Raw genomic sequence first — 21,927 nt, 5'->3', positions numbered from 1 at the left:
CCCTCACAGAAAAGTGAAAGGCAGCTTATTTTTCGCTGCCAAACCATTTCTTCACTAATTTATCCATTTCTCCATTTTCTTGCATTTTTTTAATTACTTTATTAAATTCAGCTGTTTTGTCACTGTTTTTCGGAAGGGCAATTGCTGCTCCAACTTCTTCTGGCGCTTCTTTAATTTCAATTCCTTGTAAATCTTTCATTTTCTCTAAATAATTTTTAGCAACTGTGTCTTCTATAATTGCAGCGTCAAAACGACCAGCTTTAATTTCTTGTACGATTTCTGGTATACGGTCACGTCCCTCAACTTTGAAATCTACTTGTTTTTTAAATTCCGCTGCTTTCTCTTCTTGAATAGACCCTGTTTGTACCCCTACTTTTTTCCCTTTTAAATCCTCTACAGATTGAATGTTAGAGTCCTTTTTAGAAATGACCATGTTTTTCGCAACAAAATAAATATCTGTGAAATCAACATTGTTTTTACGCTCTGCAGTTGGCGTCATACCTGCCATTACGAAATCAACTTTTCCTGAGCTAAGAGATGCTAATAAACCACCAAAATCCATATCTTTCACTTTCACTTCATAACCAAGTTCTTTTCCGATATATTTAGCAACATCAACATCAAAGCCAATAATTTCATCACTTTTTGAAGCTTCTACGTATTCATATGGTTTATAATCTGCTGAAGTCCCCATAACCAGTACTTTTTTATTTTTTCCAGTAGCCTTTTCTTCCCTATTACTACAAGCGCTGAACATACTTATAATTAAAATAAGTGCAAACGATATTGATAATAACTTCTTCATCTTTCTTCCCCCTAATAATGTATATTTAAAAGTTTTATAGAATTTTTATTCGATGTTTGTATTGTATCAGCGATTTTATTTTTATGCAATATATAAAATAAAAATAAATAAAAAATCATTAAAATCATTGTTTATAATGCATAAAATAATGCATAAAATAATCAACTAATGTATATCCCCTCGTTTTGAATAATAAATAAAAAAGGCGCTACACCCACTTAATTGTGAGCATAGCGCCTTTTCAATTATTTATAGTTCTTCGCAATTCTCTTCGAAATACGATTGTAGTTTTGCAATAACTTGCATCGGTTCATGACCTTCAATTTCATGACGCTCTACCATCGTTACAATTTTTCCATCTTTTAATAAAGCAAATGATGGAGAAGATGGTGGATACCCTTCGAAATATTCACGAGCTCTTGCTGTCGCTTCTTTATCTTGACCTGCAAACACCGTTACAAGATGGTTAGGTCGTTTATCATAATGTACGGAATGCGCAGCAGCAGGACGAGCAATACCGCCTGCACAACCACATACAGAGTTTACCATTACAAGTGTTGTTCCATTTCTTTTAAACGCTTCGTCTACTGCTTCTGGCGTCGTCAATTCTGTATATCCAGCAGAAACAATCTCTTCACGCGCTTGGCGGACAACATCATTCATAAAAAAGTTAAAATTAATCAATCTTTTCCCTCCTCTAAAACTACCTATTTGTATCTTACCAGTTAATGTTTATGAAATACAAGTAAGTTTACTTGTATTTGGGTATAGAAAAGGTGTTAGAGCTCTTGCTCTAACACCTTTTCTTAATGACCACGATGCTTTTGCTTTGCTTTTTGTACTTTAATTAAACGTCTTCTTTGTTTTTCAGCCTCTCGCTTCTCCTTAGATTGCACTTTTTTTTCTTGTTTATGCAGTTCATAAGATAAGCTAATTGCCTCTTGCGCCTTAGTAAAGCGGTTTACATTTACTTCTTTTGCTGCTTGTCGTATGATCCTCTTTATATTTTTGGGACGCTGTTTTTCTTTCACTTCCACGCCACATTTTGCAAAGTGCTGAAAATACGCTAACATTGAACCGTTCACAAATATAAGCACTTCTTCGTCTGAAGGTTCCGTTCCAAAAATATATCTCGCTCCATACAACTTCCCTTTTTCTTTACATGTAATGATTCCAACAAAAAATTGGCCATCGTGATATACTGTCAAATCCATTGACAGCCCCCCCTAAAAAAATTAGAAATACGGGACATCCCGGAGGGGAAGGTTACTGACATGAAATCATGCGTCTGGACTACCAACCAGAACTGTGTTTTTGTATTTCTTTCACTATTATTATATCTTTTTTTCCATAATCTTCATATATTCACTAATCATTTTTTTATGCGACCCAACAATATAGTCAGGTAGTTCTGTTAGTGGGAAGAATTTAAGCTGAACCGCTTCTTCTTTGTTCATAACAAAATCTCCATCGTATTCGTCCGTATAATAAGCAGTCGTTACAGATTGAAATTCATCACCGTTTGCTAATTTTGTAAAATAGTTCGCTCCAGAAAACACATTGATTAATCGTAGGTTCTTCACCTTTATTCCTGTTTCTTCGTATACTTCACGAAAAGCAGTTTCTTCTGGGGATTCACTAAGCTCCATTAATCCGCCAGGCAGCCCCCATTTTCCGTAAGGCTCTGTTCTTTGTTGTAATAATACGTATCTATTTTCATTTATAACGAGTACAACAGCACCAACTAAAATTAAAGGGCGATGACCAACTATTTTCCGTAATTCTTCTACATATCCCATCGTATCCCTCCTTTTTTGTTGTCCACACTATTGTATCATATGTATGAAACGACAAAATGCGTATATTTTTCATTTTTTTAACAAAATATTTATTTTATGTGCTTCATCTACTGTAGCTAACAAAATGGATTCAACTTCTGCGTTTTTCTCTAGAAATTCTCTCGCCCATTCTTCTGTTTTCCCTAATAAAGCAAGAACATCTTGCTGAATCCTACCATCCTTTACTAATACAAAAGAAACTGGAGATTTTTTTCCCGCAACTTTCAGATCAAGCCGCGAAACTCCCTCATATTCTGGATACCGGAATATAGAAACGACACCGTTCGCTTCCCATAATGCTAATTTGATCGTTTGAATATCGCCCACATTTCGCATACGAAGTTCTGAAAATAAATATTCCACCGTAATTCTCGCTTTTTTCAAATTGCTAAAATCAATGGAACCATTGTGTATAAGAATGATAGGTGCTGGCTCTAAAAAGCGTCTCCATCTATCCCATTTCAACATTAAAACTGAACTTATAATATGAAGTACAACGAGTATAAACGTTGTAATCATCGAGCCCATTAATCCTACTTTTTCATCAGACAATGCGTTAGAAATATTTCCGCCAAGCAATAACACTAATACAACATCTAAAAAACGAAGTTGCGCGATGGATCTTTGTCCCATTGCTTTCGCAACTAATATTAAAAATATGTATGCTATGATAGCCCGAATAACCCATTCACTATTAGAAAGATGCCGTGCTCCCTCAAAAATATGCATATGCATCACTTTGCACTCCTTACATCCCAAACTGCTAGTCTGTTTTAGTTTGCAACGTTTATGCGTATATATGTAAAAAAGCTGGTTCGTTTAAAAACGAACCAGCCTTTTTACTTAACTGAAAACATATATTTTTTATACGTTTTCCGTACCGATAATATAAGCCCCATCATAATCATATTCGAGAATAAGGAACTTCCCCCATACGATAAGAAAGGTAATGCAATCCCTTTTACAGGCATTAATCCAACGATCATACCGATGTTTTGGAATATTTGAACCGTTAATATCCCAATCGATCCAGCACATAATAATGTACCGAATAAATTATCAGCAGAATAACCGATAATAATTGTTCTATATAGTAGTAATAGGAACAAGAATACAACTAACGCTGCTACGATAAATCCACCTTCTTCGGCAATTGTAGCGAAAATAAAGTCTGTATGCTTCTCAGGGATATAAACGTTCCCTTCGCCAAACCCTTTCCCTTCCATACCGCCACTACCTACAGCTAAAATTGATTGCTGTGTTTGATAACCTTGATCTGTATGTTCAAATGGATCTAACCAACCTAAAATACGTGATTGTTGGTGAGGTTTTAGTAGCGTAACTAACTTATTAAAGAAGAAATCCTCATACCTTACGTAAATAAATATTAACGTGGATAATATGGTGACTGGAATAACTGTACATAATGCTATCAATTTCTTCTGAATACCTGACATAAATAAAATACATGCAATGGCAGCAGCATATAAGAACACCATCCCTGTATCCGGTTGGCTATATACAACAGCAATAGGCGGGAGAGATACTAGTACAATTTTACCTACTAATTTTAAGTCCGTTTGGAATGTCCTTGCCATATACTGTGCATTATGTTTCACTGCTATACTTGCTACCACCAGAAGCAATGAAATTTTGAAAAACTCAGATGGTTGAATTTGTCCAACTAACGGAAATACAAACCATCTTTTTGCACCTAATTTTTCAGGTGTGAAAGTGGAAACCGGTAGTATTTTCAAAAGAATAAGTGAAGCAAATCCAACGATATAAAGTGGCCAAGACAATTTTTGCAATTGATCTAAGTCAATGCTTGCAACAAGCAATAACAATACAACCCCAATTATGTAGTTCAAACCCTGTTTCATTGCAAAGTTTGCCTCTCCATATTGGCCAGTTTGCTGACTGCTATATATAGCAGCTATACTCGTAACACATAATGCTAACAAAATTAATATTAGTTTTACATCTAAACTTTTTAGAAACTCGGTACTTCTTTTCATGACATCCTCCTGAAACATTGTTACAGCAAAATAAAAAACCAGGAGTCAACATTCTTCATGTTTTGACGACTGATTACACATTATCTATAAAACACTTATATAGAATAACTCTCTTTTTCATACAATACAATATATTATACTACAGTTTCATCAGTAAGATTTGCCAAAAAAATTATTCTTTTCTTATTTTATATCCATATACCATATATCAGCAATGTATTTTCATAAATTCCTAATACATAATGGTTCATTGTAAGATTACTGGGAAAGGTATTATACATATAGTAGGATGTAGATGAAGAAATAGGATGATAAAAAGCTCGCATAAGCGAGCTTTTTATTTAATATACAGATGTATTATTTTCTGACGTATTTTCTAAAATTTCTTTTACACGTCCTAAGAACTTACCACAAATTAAGCCATCTAGTACACGGTGATCAAGTGATAAACATAAGTTAACCATGTCACGAGCACCAAACATGCCATTATCCATAATTACTGGGCGTTTTACAATTGATTCAACTTGTAAAATAGCCGCTTGTGGGTAATTAATAATACCCATAGATTGAACAGAACCGAATGATCCTGTGTTATTAATTGTAAATGTTCCGCCTTGCATTTCGTCCGCTTTTAACGATTTCGTACGTACTTTTCCTGCAAGTTCTGTAATTTCACGAGCGATGCCTTTAATTGTCTTCTCGTCCGCATGTTTAATTACTGGTACAAATAGTTCGTCCTCTGTTGCAACAGCGATAGAAAGGTTAATATCTTTCTTCTGAACGATTTTATCGCCAGCCCACATTGAATTAATTTGAGGGTATTCTTTTAACGCTTGTGCTACTGCTTTTACGAAGAAAGCAAAGAACGTTAAGTTAAAGCCTTCACGCTTTTTGAAATCACCTTTAATTGAATTACGGTATGAAACAAGGTTTGTCACATCTACTTCAATCATCATCCAAGCGTGTGGCGCTTCGTGTTTACTACGTAACATGTTCGCTGCGATTGCTTTACGCACACCTGTTACTGGAATTTCGATATCGCCAGGCATTGTTGGTACAGAAACTGGTTTCGCAGATTCTACTTTTTGCGCTACTGGAGCTGCTTTTGGTGCTTCTGGACGCGCTTCTACTACTGCTGCTACCGCTTCCTCTTTCTTCGCCGCACCTGCTTGCGGAACATTTCCAGATTCCACCAGATTTAAAATATCTTTACGAGTGATACGGCCGTTTGCCCCCGTACCTTCTACTTGATCTAAATCAACGTTATGCTCACCCGCAAGTTTTAACACAGCTGGTGAAAAACGAGGTTTTCCATCAGTTGGTTGTTTTGCTTTCGGTGCTTTTTCAGGCTTAGCTACTTCTGCCTTTGGTTCTTCTTTTGTTTTTTCCTCAACAGCTGTTGCCGCTACTTCATCTGCGCCTTCTACTTGAATGACACAAACTACTTCACCTACAGCTAACGTATCACCTTCACTAGCGATTAACTCTTTCACAATACCAGTGAAAGAAGATGGTACTTCAGCGTTTACTTTATCAGTCATTACTTCTGCAAGCGGATCATATTTGTTTACGTGATCGCCAACATTCACGAGCCATTTACTAATTGTACCCTCTGTAACGCTCTCCCCGAGCTGAGGCATTGTAATATTTTCTACAGCCATGTATAGTCCCCCCGATTAAAATTCCGCAAGTTCACGCATTGCTTTTTCAACTTTATCTGGATTTACCATAAAGAATTTTTCCATTGTTGGTGCATATGGCATTGCTGGAACGTCTGGACCTGCAAGACGTGCGATTGGTGCATCTAAATCAAACAGACAGTTTTCAGCAATAATTGCTGCCACTTCACTCATAATACTTCCTTCTTTATTGTCTTCTGTTACAAGAAGAACTTTACCTGTTTTAGAAGCTGCTTCAATGATTGCTTCTTTATCTAATGGATATACAGTACGTAAATCAAGAATGTGTGCAGAGATGCCATCTTGTGCTAACTTTTCAGCCGCTTGAAGAGCAAAATGAACACATAATCCGTATGTGATAACAGTAATATCATCACCTTCACGTTTTACATCTGCTTTTCCGATTGGTAATACGTAATCATCTTCTGGCACTTCACCTTTAATTAAGCGATATGCACGTTTATGCTCAAAGAATAATACTGGATCTTCATCACGAATTGCAGCTTTTAGTAAGCCTTTTGCATCATATGGTGTAGAAGGGATAACGATTTTTAAACCAGGTTGGTTTGCAAACATCGCTTCTACAGATTGTGAATGATACAATGCACCGTGAACACCGCCACCAAATGGCGCACGAACTGTAATTGGACAAGTCCAATCATTATTAGAACGGTAACGAATTTTTGCTGCCTCAGAAACAATTTGGTTTACTGCTGGCATGATGAAATCCGCAAACTGCATTTCAGCGATTGGACGCATTCCATACATTGCTGCACCGATTGCGACCCCAGCGATTGCCGATTCTGCAAGTGGTGTATCTAGCGCACGATCTTCACCAAATTGATCATATAATCCGTGTGTCGCTTTAAATACGCCACCTTTTTTACCAACATCTTCACCTAAAACGAATACTTTCTCATCGCGTTCCATTTCCTCGCGCATTGCTAATGTAATAGCATCAATATAAGACATTACAGCCATGAAACGTTCCCCCCTATTCTGCGTATACGTGCTTCAATGCATCTTCAGGTGCTGCATACGGAGCATTTTCTGCATATTCTGTTGCTTCGTTTACGATATGCATAATTTCGTCTAACATTTGTTTTTCAGATTCCTCAGTTAACACGCCAACCTCTTTTAAATAAGCAGCAAATGTTATAATTGAATCATTTTTCTTTGCTTCTTCTACTTCTTCTTTATCACGATAAACACGATCATCGTCGTCACTTGAATGTGCTGTTAAACGATATGATACTGTTTCAATTAAAGTTGGGCCTTCACCGCGTCGGCCACGGTCTGCTGCTTCTTTTACAGCTTTATATACTGCAAGCGGATCGTTTCCGTCTACTGTATATCCAGGCATACCGTATCCAATTGCACGATCTGATACATTTTTACAAGCTAATTGTTTTTCAACTGGAATAGAGATTGCGTATTTATTATTTTCACACATGAAAATAACAGGTAACTTGTGTACGCCAGCAAAGTTTGCACCTTCATGGAAATCACCTTGGTTAGAAGAACCTTCACCGAATGTAACAAACGTTACTAAATCTTTCTTTTCCATTTTTCCAGCTAATGCAATACCAACTGCATGTGGTACTTGCGTTGTTACTGGAGATGAACCTGTCACAATACGATTTTTCTTTTGGCCGAAGTGACCAGGCATTTGACGACCACCAGAGTTTGGATCTCCAGCTTTCGCGAAACCAGATAACATCAGTTCTTTCGCTGTCATACCAAACGCTAATACAACACCCATATCACGGTAGTATGGTAATGCATAATCTTTCTCTCTATCAAGAGCGAATGCTGCTCCAACTTGTGCTGCCTCTTGTCCTTGACAAGAAATTACGAATGGAATTTTACCAGCACGGTTTAATAACCACATACGTTCGTCGATTTTACGTGCCAGTAACATCGTACGGAACATTTCTAATACTTGCTCATCACTTAAGCCAAGCTCTTCATGGCGCTTTTCTTTTACTTCTGCCATTTTTCATAACCTCCTAAATCCACATTTTTATGCGTGTAACGCTTTTCCATCTACAGCTAACGCTGCTTCACCAATCGCCTCAGATAATGATGGATGCGGATGAATTGTATGTGCTACTTCCCAAGGTGTTGCATCAAGTACTCTTGCAAGACCAGCTTCAGAAATCATATCTGTTACATGTGGTCCAATCATATGAACACCGAGAATGTCATTTGTTTCTTCATCAACTACAAGTTTTACGAAACCATCTGATTCACCGTATACAAGCGCTTTTCCGATTGCACGGAATGAGAACTTACCTACTTTTAACTTATAGCCTTTTTCTTTCGCTTCTTGTTCTGTTAAACCGACAGAAGCAACTTCCGGACTGCTATATACGCATTTTGATACCATAGAATAATCAATTGGTGTAACTTCTTTACCAGCAATATGTTCTACTGCAGTAATTCCTTCATGAGAAGCAACGTGAGCAAGCTGTAAGCCACCGATTACATCACCGATTGCGTAAATATGAGATTCTTTCGTTTGATAAAACTCATTTGTTTGAATGTATCCTTTTTCCACAACGATATCCGTATTCTCTAAACCAATATTTTGCGTATTGGCTTGTCGTCCTACAGATACAAGCATTTTTTCTGCTTTAAATTCTTTATTCTCACCGTTATGTTCAGCTTGAATTGTTACTCCATTATCTTTTACCAATGTATCTGGTAATACTTTTGCACCAGTTACCACTTTAATACCTTTTTTCTTGAATAGACGTTGCATTTCTTTTGAAACGTCTTGATCTTCTAGTGGTAGTATCGTTTTCGCATACTCTAATACTGTAACTTCTACACCGAAGTCAGCAAGCATAGATGCCCACTCAATACCGATTACACCGCCACCAACGATAATAATTGAACTAGGAAGCGTTTCCATTTTTAGGGCATGATCGGAAGACATTACGTACTCTCCGTCTAATTCTAAACCTGGTAATGAATTTGGACGAGAACCTGTTGCAATAAGTACATTTTTTGGAATTAACATTTCATTCTCTTCTCCACTTGCAAGTTCAACTGAAATTGTCCCTGGCATCGGAGAGAAAATAGATGGACCAAGAATACGGCCAATACCTTCAAACACATCAATTTTACCTTGTTTCATTAAGTGCTGAACACCTTTATGAAGTTGCGTTACAATCTTCTCTTTACGCTCTTGTACTTTTGCAAAGTTTAGTTCTACATTACTTGCAATAACCCCGAACTCTTCACTTTTCTTAGCAGTTGCGTATACTTCCGCACTACGTAAAAGGGCTTTACTAGGAATACATCCTTTGTGTAAACAAGTACCACCAAGATTTTCTTTTTCAACAAGTGCCGTTTTTAAACCTAGTTGTGATGCACGAATAGCAGCAACATATCCACCAGTACCGCCGCCAACGATGACTAAATCATATTCTTTTGCCATTATCTCAACCCCTAGCTACCGTTTCTTTTTCACGTACAATATATTCTTTTGGAGCTTCTTCTTCACGAAGTACACGAAGTGCCCCTTCTGCTAATGCTTGTAATTCATCTTCTCCTGGATGTACGATAACATCTGCAATCCAGTCTACTCGTTCTTTTATTTCATCAACAAGAATTTTACTGTAAGCAAGTCCACCAGTTAATACAATTGCATCGATTTTCCCGTGAAGTACAGCGCTAGCTCCACCAATTTCTTTTGCAACTTGATACGCCATTGCTTTATAAATAAGAGTTGCTTCAGGATCACCTTTTTCAACCATTTGTTCTACTTTAATCGCATCATTTGTACCAATAAGACTTACAAGTCCACCTTGTCCGACAAGTTTTTTAACCATTTCGTCTCGGTAATACTCACCAGAGAAACACATTTCAACTAGTTGTCCTACTGGTACTGTACCCGCACGCTCTGGACTAAATGGTCCTTCTCCATTTAAACCATTATTCACATCGATAACTTTTCCTTTTTTATGAGCACCAACTGTAATACCGCCGCCCATATGTGTAACTAATAAATTTAAATCCTCATATTTGTGGTTTAATTCTTCAGCCACTTTACGAGCAACTGCTTTTTGATTTAATGCATGGAAAATACTTTTACGTTCCATACCAGCGATACCACTTATACGAGCAATCGGCTCCATTTCATCTACAACGACAGGGTCTACAATGAATGCCGGAATATTTAATCCAGAAGCAATTTCATATGCTAAAATGCCCCCAAGGTTTGAAGCGTGATGACCGCTAAACCCATTTTTCAAATCTTCTAACATCGCATCGTTTACTGTGTATGTTCCGCCCTCGATTGGACGAAGTAATCCCCCGCGTCCACAAACTGCGTTTAACTTTGAAATGTTAATACCGTGAGAATGTAGAACTTCTAAGATCGTTTCTTTACGAAACTCATATTGGTCAATAATTCGCTTATATTTTCCAATCTGTTCTTCGTCATGACGAATAGTTTCTTCTAAAACGGGTCTTTCATTATCAAAAACACCGATTTTTGTGGATGTACTACCCGGATTAATAACAAGAATTCGATTTAAAGACACTGTTGCTACCTCCACTAATAAATTCAAAAGGAGGTGGAAACCTCATAAGAGGTAACCACACCTTTTGTAAAAGTAATATATGAATGATTAGCGACGGCTAATAATGTCGTGACCGTTGCGTAAGTATGTGCTACGAGAGTTTTTCAAGCTTGCAATGCGCTCTTCAGCTAGACGATCAGCTGCTACATAAGTTGCAATGCCATCGCGTTTTGAAATTTCGATTACTTTTGCAATTGTGTCATAAATTGACTCAACGCGTTTTAATGCACGTTCTCTATTGTATCCATATAACTCGTCTGCTACGTTAATTACGCCACCTGCATTAATTACATAATCTGGTGCGTATACGATACCCATTTCATGAATGATGTCGCCGTGACGATCTTCTTTTAATTGGTTATTCGCAGAACCAGCGATTACTTTTGCTTTAAGTTGTGGGATAGTTTCGTCATTAACTGTTGCGCCTAATGCACATGGTGCGTAAATATCACATTCAACACCGTAAATTTCATTTGGCTCAACTGCTGTTGCACCGAATTCTTCTACTGCACGTTGTACAGCTTCTTTATTAATATCTGTAACGATTAGTTTTGCTCCTTCAGCGTGTAAATGTTTGCATAGGTGATATGCTACGTTACCAACACCTTGAACAGCAATCACTTTTCCTTCTAAATTATCAGTACCGAAAGCCTCTTTCGCAGCAGCTTTCATACCACGATACACACCGTATGCAGTTACTGGAGATGGGTTACCAGAAGAACCGAATGATGGTGAAATACCTGTTACAAAGTCAGTTTCTTCGTGGATAATATCCATATCATCTACTGTTGTACCAACATCTTCAGCTGTAATGTAACGTCCGTTTAGTCCTTGAATGTAACGTCCTAATGCACGGAACATTGCTTCGCTCTTATCTTTACGTGGATCACCGATAATTACTGTTTTCGCACCACCTAAGTTTAAACCAGCTGCTGCGTTTTTATATGTCATCCCTTTTGCAAGACGCAATGCATCTTCAATCGCCGCTTCTTCAGAATCATATGTCCACATTCTTGTTCCACCAAGAGCTGGTCCAAGTGTTGTATCATGAATTGCAATGATTGCTTTTAAACCAGATTCTTTATCTTGACAAAATACTACTTGCTCATAATCATATTTTTCTAAGTATTCGAAGATTTCTAATGTCATTGTCGTTTCCCCCTAATTGTTTTACCCTATTTGGTTTATTTTGAAGCAGTCGCAACTGCCAATGCTAATGAATATACTTTTGTTTCTGCTGAATCAGCACGAGATGTTAAAACAATCGGTGCTTTTGCGCCAGCAATCATTGCTCCTACTTTTGCATCCGCAAAGTATACGAGTGATTTATATAGCACATTTCCAGCTTCAATCGTTGGGACGAGTAAAATGTCTGCCTTACCTGCTACATCACTTACTATGCCTTTATGTTCTGCTGCAATTTGTGATACTGCATTATCTAAAGCAAGTGGTCCATCAACGACACAATTTTTAATTTGTCCGCGGCGATTCATTTGAGTTAACATCGCTGCATCAATTGTCGCTTGCATCGCAGGATTCACAACCTCTACCGCTGCAATTGGTACTACCTTTGGCAAATCAATTCCTATTGCCCGGGCAACTTCTACAGTATTCTGTATAATAGCAGCTTTCTGTGTTACATCAGGTGCAATGTTCATCGCTGCATCTGTAACAAAAATGAGACGATCGTAATTTGGAACTTCAAATGCTGCAACGTGTGAAAGTACACTACCTTTACGAAGTCCCCACTCTTTATTTAATACAGCTTTCAAAATATTTGCTGTTGGGATGTTTCCCTTCATAAGCACATCTGCTTCGCCATTTCTTACAGCTTTCACAGAAAGTTCTGCAGCCTCAGCACTTGACTGTGCTGCAATCACTTCAATATGTTCTGAAGTTTGTAAATTATGTTCTTGTAACATCCCCATTATTTTTTCTTGGTTTCCATATAGACGAAATTGAGCTAGCTGTAATGTAATTGCTTTCGCTACAGCTTCAATTACTTCATGATCTTCAGCTACTGCTACAGCCACAGTTTTTTTAGGCTGGCCTGCTGCTTGATCAATTAAGTGTTCTAACTTCATATTTTGTAATCAACCCTTTCCGTCGTCCCTCGTCTTTTTATTAAGCAAATACCGTGCCAACTTTTTAAAGTGGTCTTACCAATAATGAAAACGCATTCAAAACACAGTAAAATCAATACTTTGGAAAATAACAAAAGATTCTGTCTTATTTTGTCGCTTTTTGTATACCATGCAATAAATTGCACGGTACGCAATTTATTGCATGCTATTTTTTGCACACTCATACTTTTCTAGCTTGTAATATAAATTTCGAACCGAAATTCCTAACGCTCTTGCTGTTTGTGTTTTATTTCCACCAAACCTCTCTAAATATTCATGAATGATATTCCCTTCAAACTCCGTCACTAAATGCTCAAGTGGCTTTTCTTCTAACTCAGGTAATAAATGAGCTTGCTTTGACTCCACCTGCTCTTCGTTATGTAATGGCGGTAAATGTTGTACATCAATATAAGTCTCGTTATAATTCATAAAGATAATAGCTCTCCCCAAAATGTTTTCAAGTTCCCTCACATTCCCTGGCCATTCATATGATTGTAAATATGAAATAGCAGAATTAGTGAGCCCCTCTATATTTCGGCCATAATCTTGGTTAATTTTTTGAATTAATCTGTCTGCGATTGCCGGTATATCCCCTTTACGCTGACGAAGGGATGGAATGTGAATTGGAATTTTATTTAATCGATAATATAAATCCTCCCTGAATTCTCCTTCTAAAATGGCTTTTTCTAAATTCACGTGCGTCGCTGCAATTACTCTGACATTAATAGGGATTGCTTTCGTTCCACCAACTTTTACAATTTCTTTCTCTTGCAAAACGCGAAGGAGTTTCGCTTGCGTATTGGCAGAGAGTTCGCCTATTTCATCTAAAAAGATACTGCCGTTATTCGCTTCCTCAAAGAATCCACGTTTTCCGCCTCTTTTCGCGCCAGAAAACGCCCCTTCCTCATAACCAAATAATTCACTTTCTAACAACGTCTCCGAAATAGCTGCACAGTTTACACGAACGAACTTATTATATTTTCGATTACTTCCATTATGGATAGCATGTGCAAACAATTCTTTACCTGTCCCTGACTCCCCGCGTAGCAATACTGTTGCTGGTGTATTCGCCCCCAGTTTCGCCTGCTCAATAGCAGCCGTTGTTTCATCTGAATTTCCGACAATGTCATCAAATGAATATTTCGCTTCTAACGTTCGAATAATTTGCCTTGCTCGATTCAATTCATTTGTTAACTTTTGAATTTCTGATACGTCACGAATTACACCAACGCTCCCCTTCAATATTCCATTTACAATGACTGGTGCTACGTTTACAATTACGTCTCGCTTTTTTTGTCCAATCTTCATATGTATTCCTCGTACTGCCCTACGCGTTCGAAGTACTTTCATATGCATACTTTCACCTTCTACAATATCAGTTGTAGCTGGCTTTCCAATAATATCCTCTTCTGTTAAGCCTGTTAATTTCGTATATGCAGGGTTAATTACTAACCCTCGACCTTTTTCATCCACAACCGAAATGGCTTCCTCAGACGAGTTAATAATCGCCTCAAGTAACGTTTGAATCTCCTTTAAATCTGTAACTTCTTCCGCAAGATCTACAACCTCTGTTATATCTTTAAAAATCGCAAATGCCCCTTGCACTTCTCCTCCCTCTTTTAATATTGGAATACGGGTTGTAATAATTTTCTTTCCATTCTCAAGCGTCAGTTCATAATTTACTTCTATTTGTTTCGTACGTATAATACGAAGCAACTTACTAGTCGGAATAACTTCTAAAATATATTTGCCTACCGCATCTTCTTTTTTATATCCGATAATACGTTCTGCACTTTTATTAAATAGGCGAACTTGTCCTTCTTGATCAATCACTATCATACCGTCATGCGTGGAGTTTAAAATTAAATCACCTTGCTGCGTTTGCTCTTCTAACTTTCCAATTAAATCTTCCTTCTCATGTGCTAATCTCGTAACAATCTTTGCAATATCACCTGGTATAAGAAGAGTATCTTTATGCTTTTTCTTTAATAAATCTTTATGTAAATCAGCGTCACCTGTCATATCAAACATTACATCAATGTGCATAGAAAGAAACGGAGTCACACTCTCTCCAATTGCAATCCCGTATTCCTTTGCCATCTGTAACCCTTTTGCTATCGGATTTATATCAATAATCCCTATAATTTGAAATATATTCGAACTCTGTAACAGACGTAGCAGTGTACTACCACCTTCACCTGCACCAACAATTAAAACTTTTTGTTTCATATATTACACTTCCTCTCGAAGTATCTCTGCAAAATTTTTCACACCCTTATCTTACTCGTTCAGCACCCTCTTGACAAACCCCCTTTTCATATAACATTATTGAAATAAACGAAATAATCTGAAAAGGAGCGTTTATATGCAGCGTTACCTTGCTCTATTATTAGCACTCATCCCTATTTCATTAGCTGTGCTTGGCATTAAGTTAATGAGAGATACAGTATTCGGGATTCTATTTCCTCCACTCTCTATACTTTGGTTACAATTTTTAATTGGCGCTCTTTGCTTCGGACTCGGTTTTTATATTTTTGGTGGCTTCGTCTTACACCGAGACCGTAAACGAAATAAAGTACAAGCTCGCTTTAGAAGATAGGAAAGTCCTACTACTTATCAATAAAAAAATGAGACCGTTACACGCGGTCTCATTTTTTTATTGGCAATAATGTTCTTGCCGTTTCAGGATAATCAGTAATAATCGCCGATATGTTCATATCAAAATATTTACGCATAAGTGTTTCTTCATTAATTGTATAGGGCCGAACTTCTACATCGCTTTCCATCGTTAATTCAGCAATGGCATCTTGAAGGTAACGATAATTCGGATGCACCGCAGTAGCTCCCATCTTTTTTGCATATGCCCACGGGCTATGCAGGCCTTCGCGATATAAAATCGCTGTTTGAATATCAGGAGCCATCATATGACACCTTTTCATACTGTAGTGATTAAATGAAGAAAATATAACACGATCTTCTAAATTAAATTTACGTACAAGCGTTATAACTTCTTCCTCTAAGCCTCTGTATGGAATTTTATTATTTTTAAGTTCAATATTAAGTAACAACCCTGTTTGTTCAATCCATTGTAACACTTCTTCTAAAAGAGGTATTTTACAAAAACCTACTTTATCACCAAATTTATAGCTCGCATCTAATTTACATAAATCCTCATATACATAATTTCGAACCGCGCCTTTTCCATTCGTTGTCCGGTCCACTGTTTCATCATGAATGACGACAACCTTTCCGTCTTTCGTTAATTGAACATCAAGCTCAATTCCATCTGCCTTAAAAGATTCAGCTGCTTCAAATGAAATCATCGTATTTTCTGGGTACGTTCCCGCTGCACCACGATGTGCAAATATAAGAGTCATCCTCACTCCCCCAATCTTATGCTATACTATACGAAAAAGGAGGTACTTCTATGAGACCATTACAAATTTCTCCAGACACTGCAGTCCGCCTATCAAAAGCATTAGGTGTTCCACTTGAACAACTTATGCATATGCCGCAGCACATTTTAATTCAAAAGTTAGTTGAATTAGAAAAACAAAATAAAGACGAAGAATAATACAGTCCTGTTTCACAGGACTTTTTATTATTTTCTATTATATCACGGATGACTTGCTTGCTAAAATCCCTCATCGGATATACCGTAATTCAATTTAACCTTCACTTCGAACATGTACAATAAAAAGACCAACGAATTCTAACATTCATTGGTCTTTAATTAAAAAGTTCATTGATTTTAAATTTACTATCAAGTATACATTTCAAGAATTATTAAAAACTTAAATCTCTTACTTCTACTATTCTCAGCTAGCCTTATGTTCAAGTCTCAGCTTATCCGCAACCATTGCGATAAACTCAGAGTTCGTAGGTTTTGCTTTTGACATAGATACTGTATAACCGAATAAGGACGAAATAGAATCGATATTCCCGCGACTCCATGCTACTTCAATTGCGTGACGGATTGCACGCTCGACACGGCTTGCTGTTGTATTATATTTCTTCGCGATATCTGGATACAATACTTTCGTAATAGATCCAAGTAATTCGATATCATTGTACACCATAGAAATTGCTTCCCTTAAGTACATGTACCCTTTAATATGAGCAGGCACACCAATTTCATGAATGATACTCGTAATGCTTGCATCTAAGTTTTTCGGTTTTCCATCTACTGTTGTTGCTGATCGGAAAGATGGCAGTGGACGTTTAATAGTAGCGTTCGCTTTACCGCTCACTTGACGAATATGACTCGTTAAATTCTCCATATCAAATGGTTTTAATATGAAATATGACGCACCTAAGTCAACTGCTTTTTTCGTCACATCTTCTTGTCCAAACGCTGTCAACATAATTACGCTAGGCTGTCTTAACCTTTCAATATGGCGCATTTTCTCTAGTACAGCTAACCCATCTAAATGTGGCATAATAATATCTAACACAAGTACATCCGGCTGCTTATCTTTTAATAAATTTAAACACTCTTGACCATTATAAGCAGTACCGATTACTTCCATATCCTCTTGAGCAGCTACATAACTCTCTAGCATTGATACTAATTCTTTATTATCATCCACAAGACATACTTTAATTTTCTCCACAGCTTTTCCTCCCTTACCGAATCGATTCTCCGACATGTGTATCCTTCTAGGCTACATGAATTGTTCGACAATTGTGTGAAAATTCCCTTTTAAAGTTTGTTACTTTCCGATAAAATCACAAAAAAATATGTTTATCGTTCATTTATTCCTTTTCGCAACACATTCCATCATAGAAAAACAACGAAACGTTCAACCCTTTCCTTTTATTTTACAACAAAAAACACCTCTTGCGGAGCTTTTACAAAATTTCAACGAATTTTTCAATAGAAAAACGAGCTAATTATTAATTAGCTCGCTTTTCTTTCTTGATCATAAATGTTAATTCCAGCCTCATGTAACATCCATTCAATATGAACACCATATCCTGATGTTGGATCATTTACAAATACATGTGTAACAGCGCCAATTACCTTTCCATTTTGCACAATTGGACTTCCACTCATTCCCTGTACGATACCACCTGTTTTCGCTAATAAACGTTTATCTGTTACTTTTATTACCATGCCTTTTGTTGCCGGAAACTTTTGCGGTACTGTACTCACAACTTCAATATCAAACGCTTCCACTTTATCTTGATCAATAACCGTTAATATTTTTGCTGGTCCTTCTTTTACTTGATGAGATAGTGCAATAGGCATTGCTTTATCCATTACGCCATTTGTCATATTTGTATTCAATTTGCCAAAAATACCAAATGGACTATTTATTGTAATATTGCCAATCACTTCACGATCAGGTGAGAACCTCGCTAATTTCTCCCCTGGATTCCCATGACTACCTCTTTCAATTGATGTAACTGTCGAACGCATAATTTGTCCATCTTCGACTTGAATCGGCTTTTTCGTATCATTATCAGAAATGACATGACCAAGTGCCCCATATTTCATAGAATCAGGATGAACAAATGTCATTGTTCCGATTCCAGCTGCCGAATCACGAATATATAAACCAATGCGATAAGACGATTCTCCACTGTCCTTTTGTGGTGTTAACTTAGTGCGGATATGCTTTCCATCCCTTAATAAAACGAGATTAAGCGGTTCGCCTGTTTCCCCACTATTATGAATAAATGGTGCTACATCACTCATTCTTTCAATTGTTTTACCATTAATTTCAGTAATCATATCTCCAATTTGCACACCAGCTGTTTCACCAGGAGATACTTTTCCTTTTTCAGTTTGAATTAAATGATGGCCTACAACAAGTACCCCTTTTGTGTTTAACTTTACACCAATTGATTGTCCACCTGGAATAACTTTGAAATCTTTTAATACTCTCACATTTACTTTTTTCACTGGAAAACCAGCAAGCTGAAACACCATATCTGCTTCACCATTTTGATGAGAATTTACCATAAGTCCTTGTTTTTGTTCATTTGAACTTACTGTAAACACATGACGATCTGTAGATGAAGCTTTAAACACTGGTAATGAAGCTATTTCTGATTGTTGTCCTTCAAAAACAACAAGTTGCTTCGGAGATGAAATAAACGTCCGAAGCGGTTTAAAACACCCAATAAAAACTAAAGAAACAAGGAGAAAAATACCTATTATTTTGCGAAATCTTTCTAATTTCAATTTGTTCACTCTCCTCGCTCCTACCCCACATTCAGCCTTTTGGCTTCACTTTTTAATCTCTCCTTGCAATGCTTTATTTATAACCGGAAGAATTAAGAAATCATCATTTGAGAAAAAAAGCTATCCATTACTGGATAGCCTCTGCTGTCTGTTTAAAATGATGCGCTTGCGTAAGTAATTCTTTCGCATGTTCTGTCGTTAAGTCTGTAATTTCCACACCAGAAATCATTCGAGCTATTTCTGTTACTTTATCCTCCATAGTTAAAACGGTAACTGACGTAATTGTTCGATCATTTGCTACTTGTTTTCGAATAAATAAATGCGAATCCGCCATTGAAGCTACTTGAGGTAAGTGCGTAATACAAAGTACTTGTGAGTTTACTGATACTCGATAAATTTTTTCCGCAATAGCCTGTGCGACCCGGCCACTTACACCAGTATCCACCTCATCAAAAATTACAGATGCAACACCTTGATGCTTAGAAAAAATACTTTTTAAAGCTAAAATAATACGAGATAACTCTCCGCCGGAAGCGACCTTTGAAAGTGGTTTTAGCGGCTCACCTGGATTTGTTGAAATATAAAATTCCACATGGTCATAGCCATCCGCCGTAAGTCTTACTGGTGCTCCCTCCACAAGAGGCTCTTCTGCATTTCCTTCTCGTTTCATTATTCTCACTTCAAATTTTGTTTTTTCCATATACAATTCTTTTAATTCCTGATGAATGGCATTTGTAAGATGCTCTGCAAGTTCATGACGCATATTACTTAACAACGTTGCTTCTTTCAGAATAACACTTTCTAATTCCTTCAACTGTTTCTTCGTCGTTTCAATATGAACGTCTTTATTTTCAATCGTAAAAATTTCTTGTTCAATTTTATCAGCATACGCTAAAATCTCTTCTACAGTATTTCCATATTTTCTCTTTAGCATACGAATTTCATTTAAACGCGTTTCAATTTCGTCTAAGCGATTCGGATCATATTCCATCATATCGAGCTTTTCTCTTAGTTGATACGCAACTTCTTCTAATAAATAATAACTATTGGCAATGGAATCATGATTTTCTTGATACACTTCATCTAAATGTGTAATACTCTCCATTTGTCCCATTGCGCTTCGTACATTATCTAGCCCTTGTCCGTCAGCACTTAACGAGCGATACGCGTCACCTAATGCTTTATAAATCTTCTCGAAATTAGAAATTTGCAATCGTTCTTCAGTTAGGTCATTTTCTTCATCCATCTTTAAATCCGCTTTACGGATTTCTTCATGCTGGAATTGAATTAAATCTAAACGATGTGCCATTTGTTGTTCATTTTCACTTAACGATTTCAACTGTTTTTTTAACTTCTCATAGTCAGCGTATACGTTTTGGTATATATCCAATTGTTTAACGATACGCTCTCCATCAAAATGATCGAGCATAAATAGATGACGTTCTTCATTCATTAAGTCTTGCGTTTCGTGTTGCCCATGAATATCAACAAGTGTTTTTCCAATTTCTTTTAATACACTAAGGGTAACTAGTTTTCCATTTACACGACATACACTTTTTCCGTTTGCAGCGATATCACGCTTCAAAATAATCATGCCGTCTTCTATTTCTATATCCAACTCTTCTGCTTTTTCAATACATGGATGCTTATCATCTTCCACATAAAATAGCCCCTCTATCTCAGCTTTTTCTGTTCCGTATCGAACAAATTCTGCTGAACCACGGCCACCTACAAGTAAACTAATCGCATCAATAATAATCGATTTTCCGGCCCCTGTTTCACCACTTAAAACCGTTAATCCTTTTTGAAAAGAAATATTTAATGCCTCAATAATAGCAAAGTTTCTAATCGATAATTCCGATAACAATGCCCCATTCACCTCGTTATAAACTAATCCCCTATGAAGGGCTTTTCTCAGTTCTTTATTCAAATAGTCATAGTATATGTTTGTATGTATAAATTACTTTTCTAACCGCTCCATTGTACCAAACATTTGTTTTACGGGTCAATCCACCTATTTCCTAATTTTATTCAAAGAAAATATTATATTACAATTAAGAATTCACGTTTTTAACCAATAAAAATATCCTGTTCACTTTCCACTTTACAGAGGAAAGCAAACAAGATTTTTTTGTTACAGCATATTTAAGAAACGATCAGAGACAACACCTGTATCTTCAGGTGTACGGCAAATAATTAAGCAAGTATCATCACCACAAATGGTTCCGATGATCTCATCCCACTCTAAATGATCAATAAGTGCTCCAAGTGAATGAGCGTTACCAGGCAATGTTTTTAGCACAAGCATATGTCCTGCCGTGTCTAATTTTACAAATGAATCCACTAGATTGCGTTTTAATTTTTGTAACGGGTTAAATCGTTGATCTGCTGGCAAGCTATATTTATAGCGACCATCATGTAATGGCACTTTCACTAAGTGCAATTCTTTAATATCGCGCGATACTGTTGCTTGCGTTACATTAAATCCCTCATTACGTAGAATATCAACTAATTCATCTTGTGTTTCAATTTCTTTGTTCGCAATAATTTCCCTGATTTTAATATGGCGCTGACCTTTATTCATACATTTGCACCTCACACTATCTCTTACCATAGTTTAAACATTGGTATACTTCACTTATTTATGTTAACTTATAATTCGTTACTTGTACACAATTGTTT

Annotated in this window: 21 protein-coding genes; 2 read left to right on the top strand and 19 right to left on the bottom strand. The window is 36.8% G+C overall.

Annotated features, from left to right (window positions below; genetic code table 11):
* Positions 1-25 precede the first annotated feature (25 nt).
* From ACTFRS_RS14705 to ACTFRS_RS14640, 14 genes are all read right to left on the bottom strand, one after another.
* Positions 26-805, bottom strand: coding sequence for a transporter substrate-binding domain-containing protein (locus ACTFRS_RS14705; RefSeq protein WP_440024776.1), 780 nt, complete (start codon positions 803-805; stop codon positions 26-28).
* A 249-nt stretch (positions 806-1,054) separates the two neighbouring features.
* Positions 1,055-1,468 carry a BrxA/BrxB family bacilliredoxin gene (locus tag ACTFRS_RS14700; protein ID WP_001998211.1) on the bottom strand — a complete coding sequence of 138 codons (414 nt, stop codon included), beginning with the start codon at positions 1,466-1,468 and terminating at the stop codon, positions 1,055-1,057.
* A 143-nt stretch (positions 1,469-1,611) separates the two neighbouring features.
* The gene (locus ACTFRS_RS14695; RefSeq protein ID WP_000366594.1) at positions 1,612-2,019 is read right to left on the bottom strand and encodes a YjdF family protein; all 408 of its coding nucleotides are present in this window, start codon (positions 2,017-2,019) and stop codon (positions 1,612-1,614) included.
* Between the two features lie 120 nt (positions 2,020-2,139).
* A complete protein-coding gene (locus tag ACTFRS_RS14690) occupies positions 2,140-2,604 on the bottom strand; it encodes an NUDIX hydrolase (protein WP_014481752.1) in 465 nt (154 codons plus the stop codon).
* 69 nt (positions 2,605-2,673) lie between these two features.
* A complete protein-coding gene (locus tag ACTFRS_RS14685; protein WP_139866728.1) occupies positions 2,674-3,378 on the bottom strand; it encodes a DUF421 domain-containing protein in 705 nt (234 codons plus the stop codon).
* A gap of 104 nt (positions 3,379-3,482) precedes the next feature.
* The gene (locus tag ACTFRS_RS14680; protein WP_016718455.1) at positions 3,483-4,661 is read right to left on the bottom strand and encodes an FtsW/RodA/SpoVE family cell cycle protein; all 1,179 of its coding nucleotides are present in this window, start codon (positions 4,659-4,661) and stop codon (positions 3,483-3,485) included.
* 341 nt (positions 4,662-5,002) lie between these two features.
* On the bottom strand, positions 5,003-6,322 hold the full coding sequence (locus ACTFRS_RS14675; protein ID WP_139866726.1) for a dihydrolipoamide acetyltransferase family protein: 1,320 nt from the start codon (positions 6,320-6,322) through the stop codon (positions 5,003-5,005).
* A gap of 15 nt (positions 6,323-6,337) precedes the next feature.
* Positions 6,338-7,321 (bottom strand): 3-methyl-2-oxobutanoate dehydrogenase subunit beta, encoded by a 984-nt coding sequence (bfmBAB, locus tag ACTFRS_RS14670; protein ID WP_000290076.1) that lies wholly within the window; start codon positions 7,319-7,321, stop codon positions 6,338-6,340.
* Between the two features lie 13 nt (positions 7,322-7,334).
* The gene (gene bfmBAA / locus ACTFRS_RS14665; RefSeq protein WP_000852554.1) at positions 7,335-8,336 is read right to left on the bottom strand and encodes a 3-methyl-2-oxobutanoate dehydrogenase subunit alpha; all 1,002 of its coding nucleotides are present in this window, start codon (positions 8,334-8,336) and stop codon (positions 7,335-7,337) included.
* Positions 8,337-8,363: 27 nt separating this feature from the next.
* A complete protein-coding gene (gene lpdA / locus ACTFRS_RS14660) occupies positions 8,364-9,785 on the bottom strand; it encodes a dihydrolipoyl dehydrogenase (RefSeq protein ID WP_139866724.1) in 1,422 nt (473 codons plus the stop codon).
* Positions 9,786-9,789: 4 nt separating this feature from the next.
* Complete coding sequence (gene buk, locus ACTFRS_RS14655) at positions 9,790-10,893, bottom strand: butyrate kinase (RefSeq protein ID WP_098667353.1); 1,104 nt, start codon at positions 10,891-10,893, stop codon at positions 9,790-9,792.
* Between the two features lie 87 nt (positions 10,894-10,980).
* A complete protein-coding gene (locus ACTFRS_RS14650; RefSeq protein ID WP_000171362.1) occupies positions 10,981-12,081 on the bottom strand; it encodes a leucine dehydrogenase in 1,101 nt (366 codons plus the stop codon).
* A gap of 35 nt (positions 12,082-12,116) precedes the next feature.
* Positions 12,117-13,016, bottom strand: coding sequence for a phosphate butyryltransferase (gene yqiS / locus ACTFRS_RS14645; protein ID WP_440024780.1), 900 nt, complete (start codon positions 13,014-13,016; stop codon positions 12,117-12,119).
* A 195-nt stretch (positions 13,017-13,211) separates the two neighbouring features.
* Positions 13,212-15,284: a sigma-54 interaction domain-containing protein gene (locus ACTFRS_RS14640; RefSeq protein WP_139866722.1), complete on the bottom strand. Its 2,073-nt coding sequence runs from the start codon at positions 15,282-15,284 to the stop codon at positions 13,212-13,214.
* A gap of 136 nt (positions 15,285-15,420) precedes the next feature.
* Between ACTFRS_RS14640 and ACTFRS_RS14635 the strand changes: the two genes are divergently transcribed.
* Positions 15,421-15,654: a DUF2627 domain-containing protein gene (locus ACTFRS_RS14635; RefSeq protein WP_098667350.1), complete on the top strand. Its 234-nt coding sequence runs from the start codon at positions 15,421-15,423 to the stop codon at positions 15,652-15,654.
* 49 nt (positions 15,655-15,703) lie between these two features.
* On the opposite strand, the gene ACTFRS_RS14630 is transcribed toward ACTFRS_RS14635, so the two are convergent.
* Positions 15,704-16,432 (bottom strand): glycerophosphodiester phosphodiesterase, encoded by a 729-nt coding sequence (locus tag ACTFRS_RS14630; RefSeq protein WP_139866720.1) that lies wholly within the window; start codon positions 16,430-16,432, stop codon positions 15,704-15,706.
* A gap of 50 nt (positions 16,433-16,482) precedes the next feature.
* On the opposite strand from ACTFRS_RS14630, the gene ACTFRS_RS14625 reads away from it, so the two are divergent.
* A complete protein-coding gene (locus ACTFRS_RS14625; RefSeq protein WP_001247671.1) occupies positions 16,483-16,629 on the top strand; it encodes a YycC family protein in 147 nt (48 codons plus the stop codon).
* A 244-nt stretch (positions 16,630-16,873) separates the two neighbouring features.
* Here the strand turns inward: ACTFRS_RS14625 and spo0A are convergent, their stop codons facing one another.
* The 4 genes from spo0A to argR form a co-directional block, all read right to left on the bottom strand.
* Entirely contained in the window at positions 16,874-17,668 is a 795-nt protein-coding gene (spo0A, locus tag ACTFRS_RS14620; protein WP_014297988.1) for a sporulation transcription factor Spo0A, read from the bottom strand.
* Positions 17,669-17,955: 287 nt separating this feature from the next.
* On the bottom strand, positions 17,956-19,254 hold the full coding sequence (gene spoIVB, locus ACTFRS_RS14615) for a SpoIVB peptidase (RefSeq protein ID WP_002028467.1): 1,299 nt from the start codon (positions 19,252-19,254) through the stop codon (positions 17,956-17,958).
* A 118-nt stretch (positions 19,255-19,372) separates the two neighbouring features.
* Complete coding sequence (gene recN / locus ACTFRS_RS14610; protein WP_000947752.1) at positions 19,373-21,112, bottom strand: DNA repair protein RecN; 1,740 nt, start codon at positions 21,110-21,112, stop codon at positions 19,373-19,375.
* Between the two features lie 267 nt (positions 21,113-21,379).
* A complete protein-coding gene (gene argR, locus ACTFRS_RS14605) occupies positions 21,380-21,829 on the bottom strand; it encodes an arginine repressor ArgR (RefSeq protein ID WP_001032581.1) in 450 nt (149 codons plus the stop codon).
* Positions 21,830-21,927: the final 98 nt, after the last annotated feature.

It is taken from the genome of Bacillus cereus group sp. MYBK139-1 (genome assembly GCF_051916915.1).
Classification (GTDB): Bacteria; Bacillota; Bacilli; order Bacillales; family Bacillaceae_G; genus Bacillus_A; species Bacillus_A pacificus.
The sequence above is the reverse complement of the archived record's forward strand: the minus strand, read 5'-3'. Positions and strand labels throughout refer to the sequence as shown.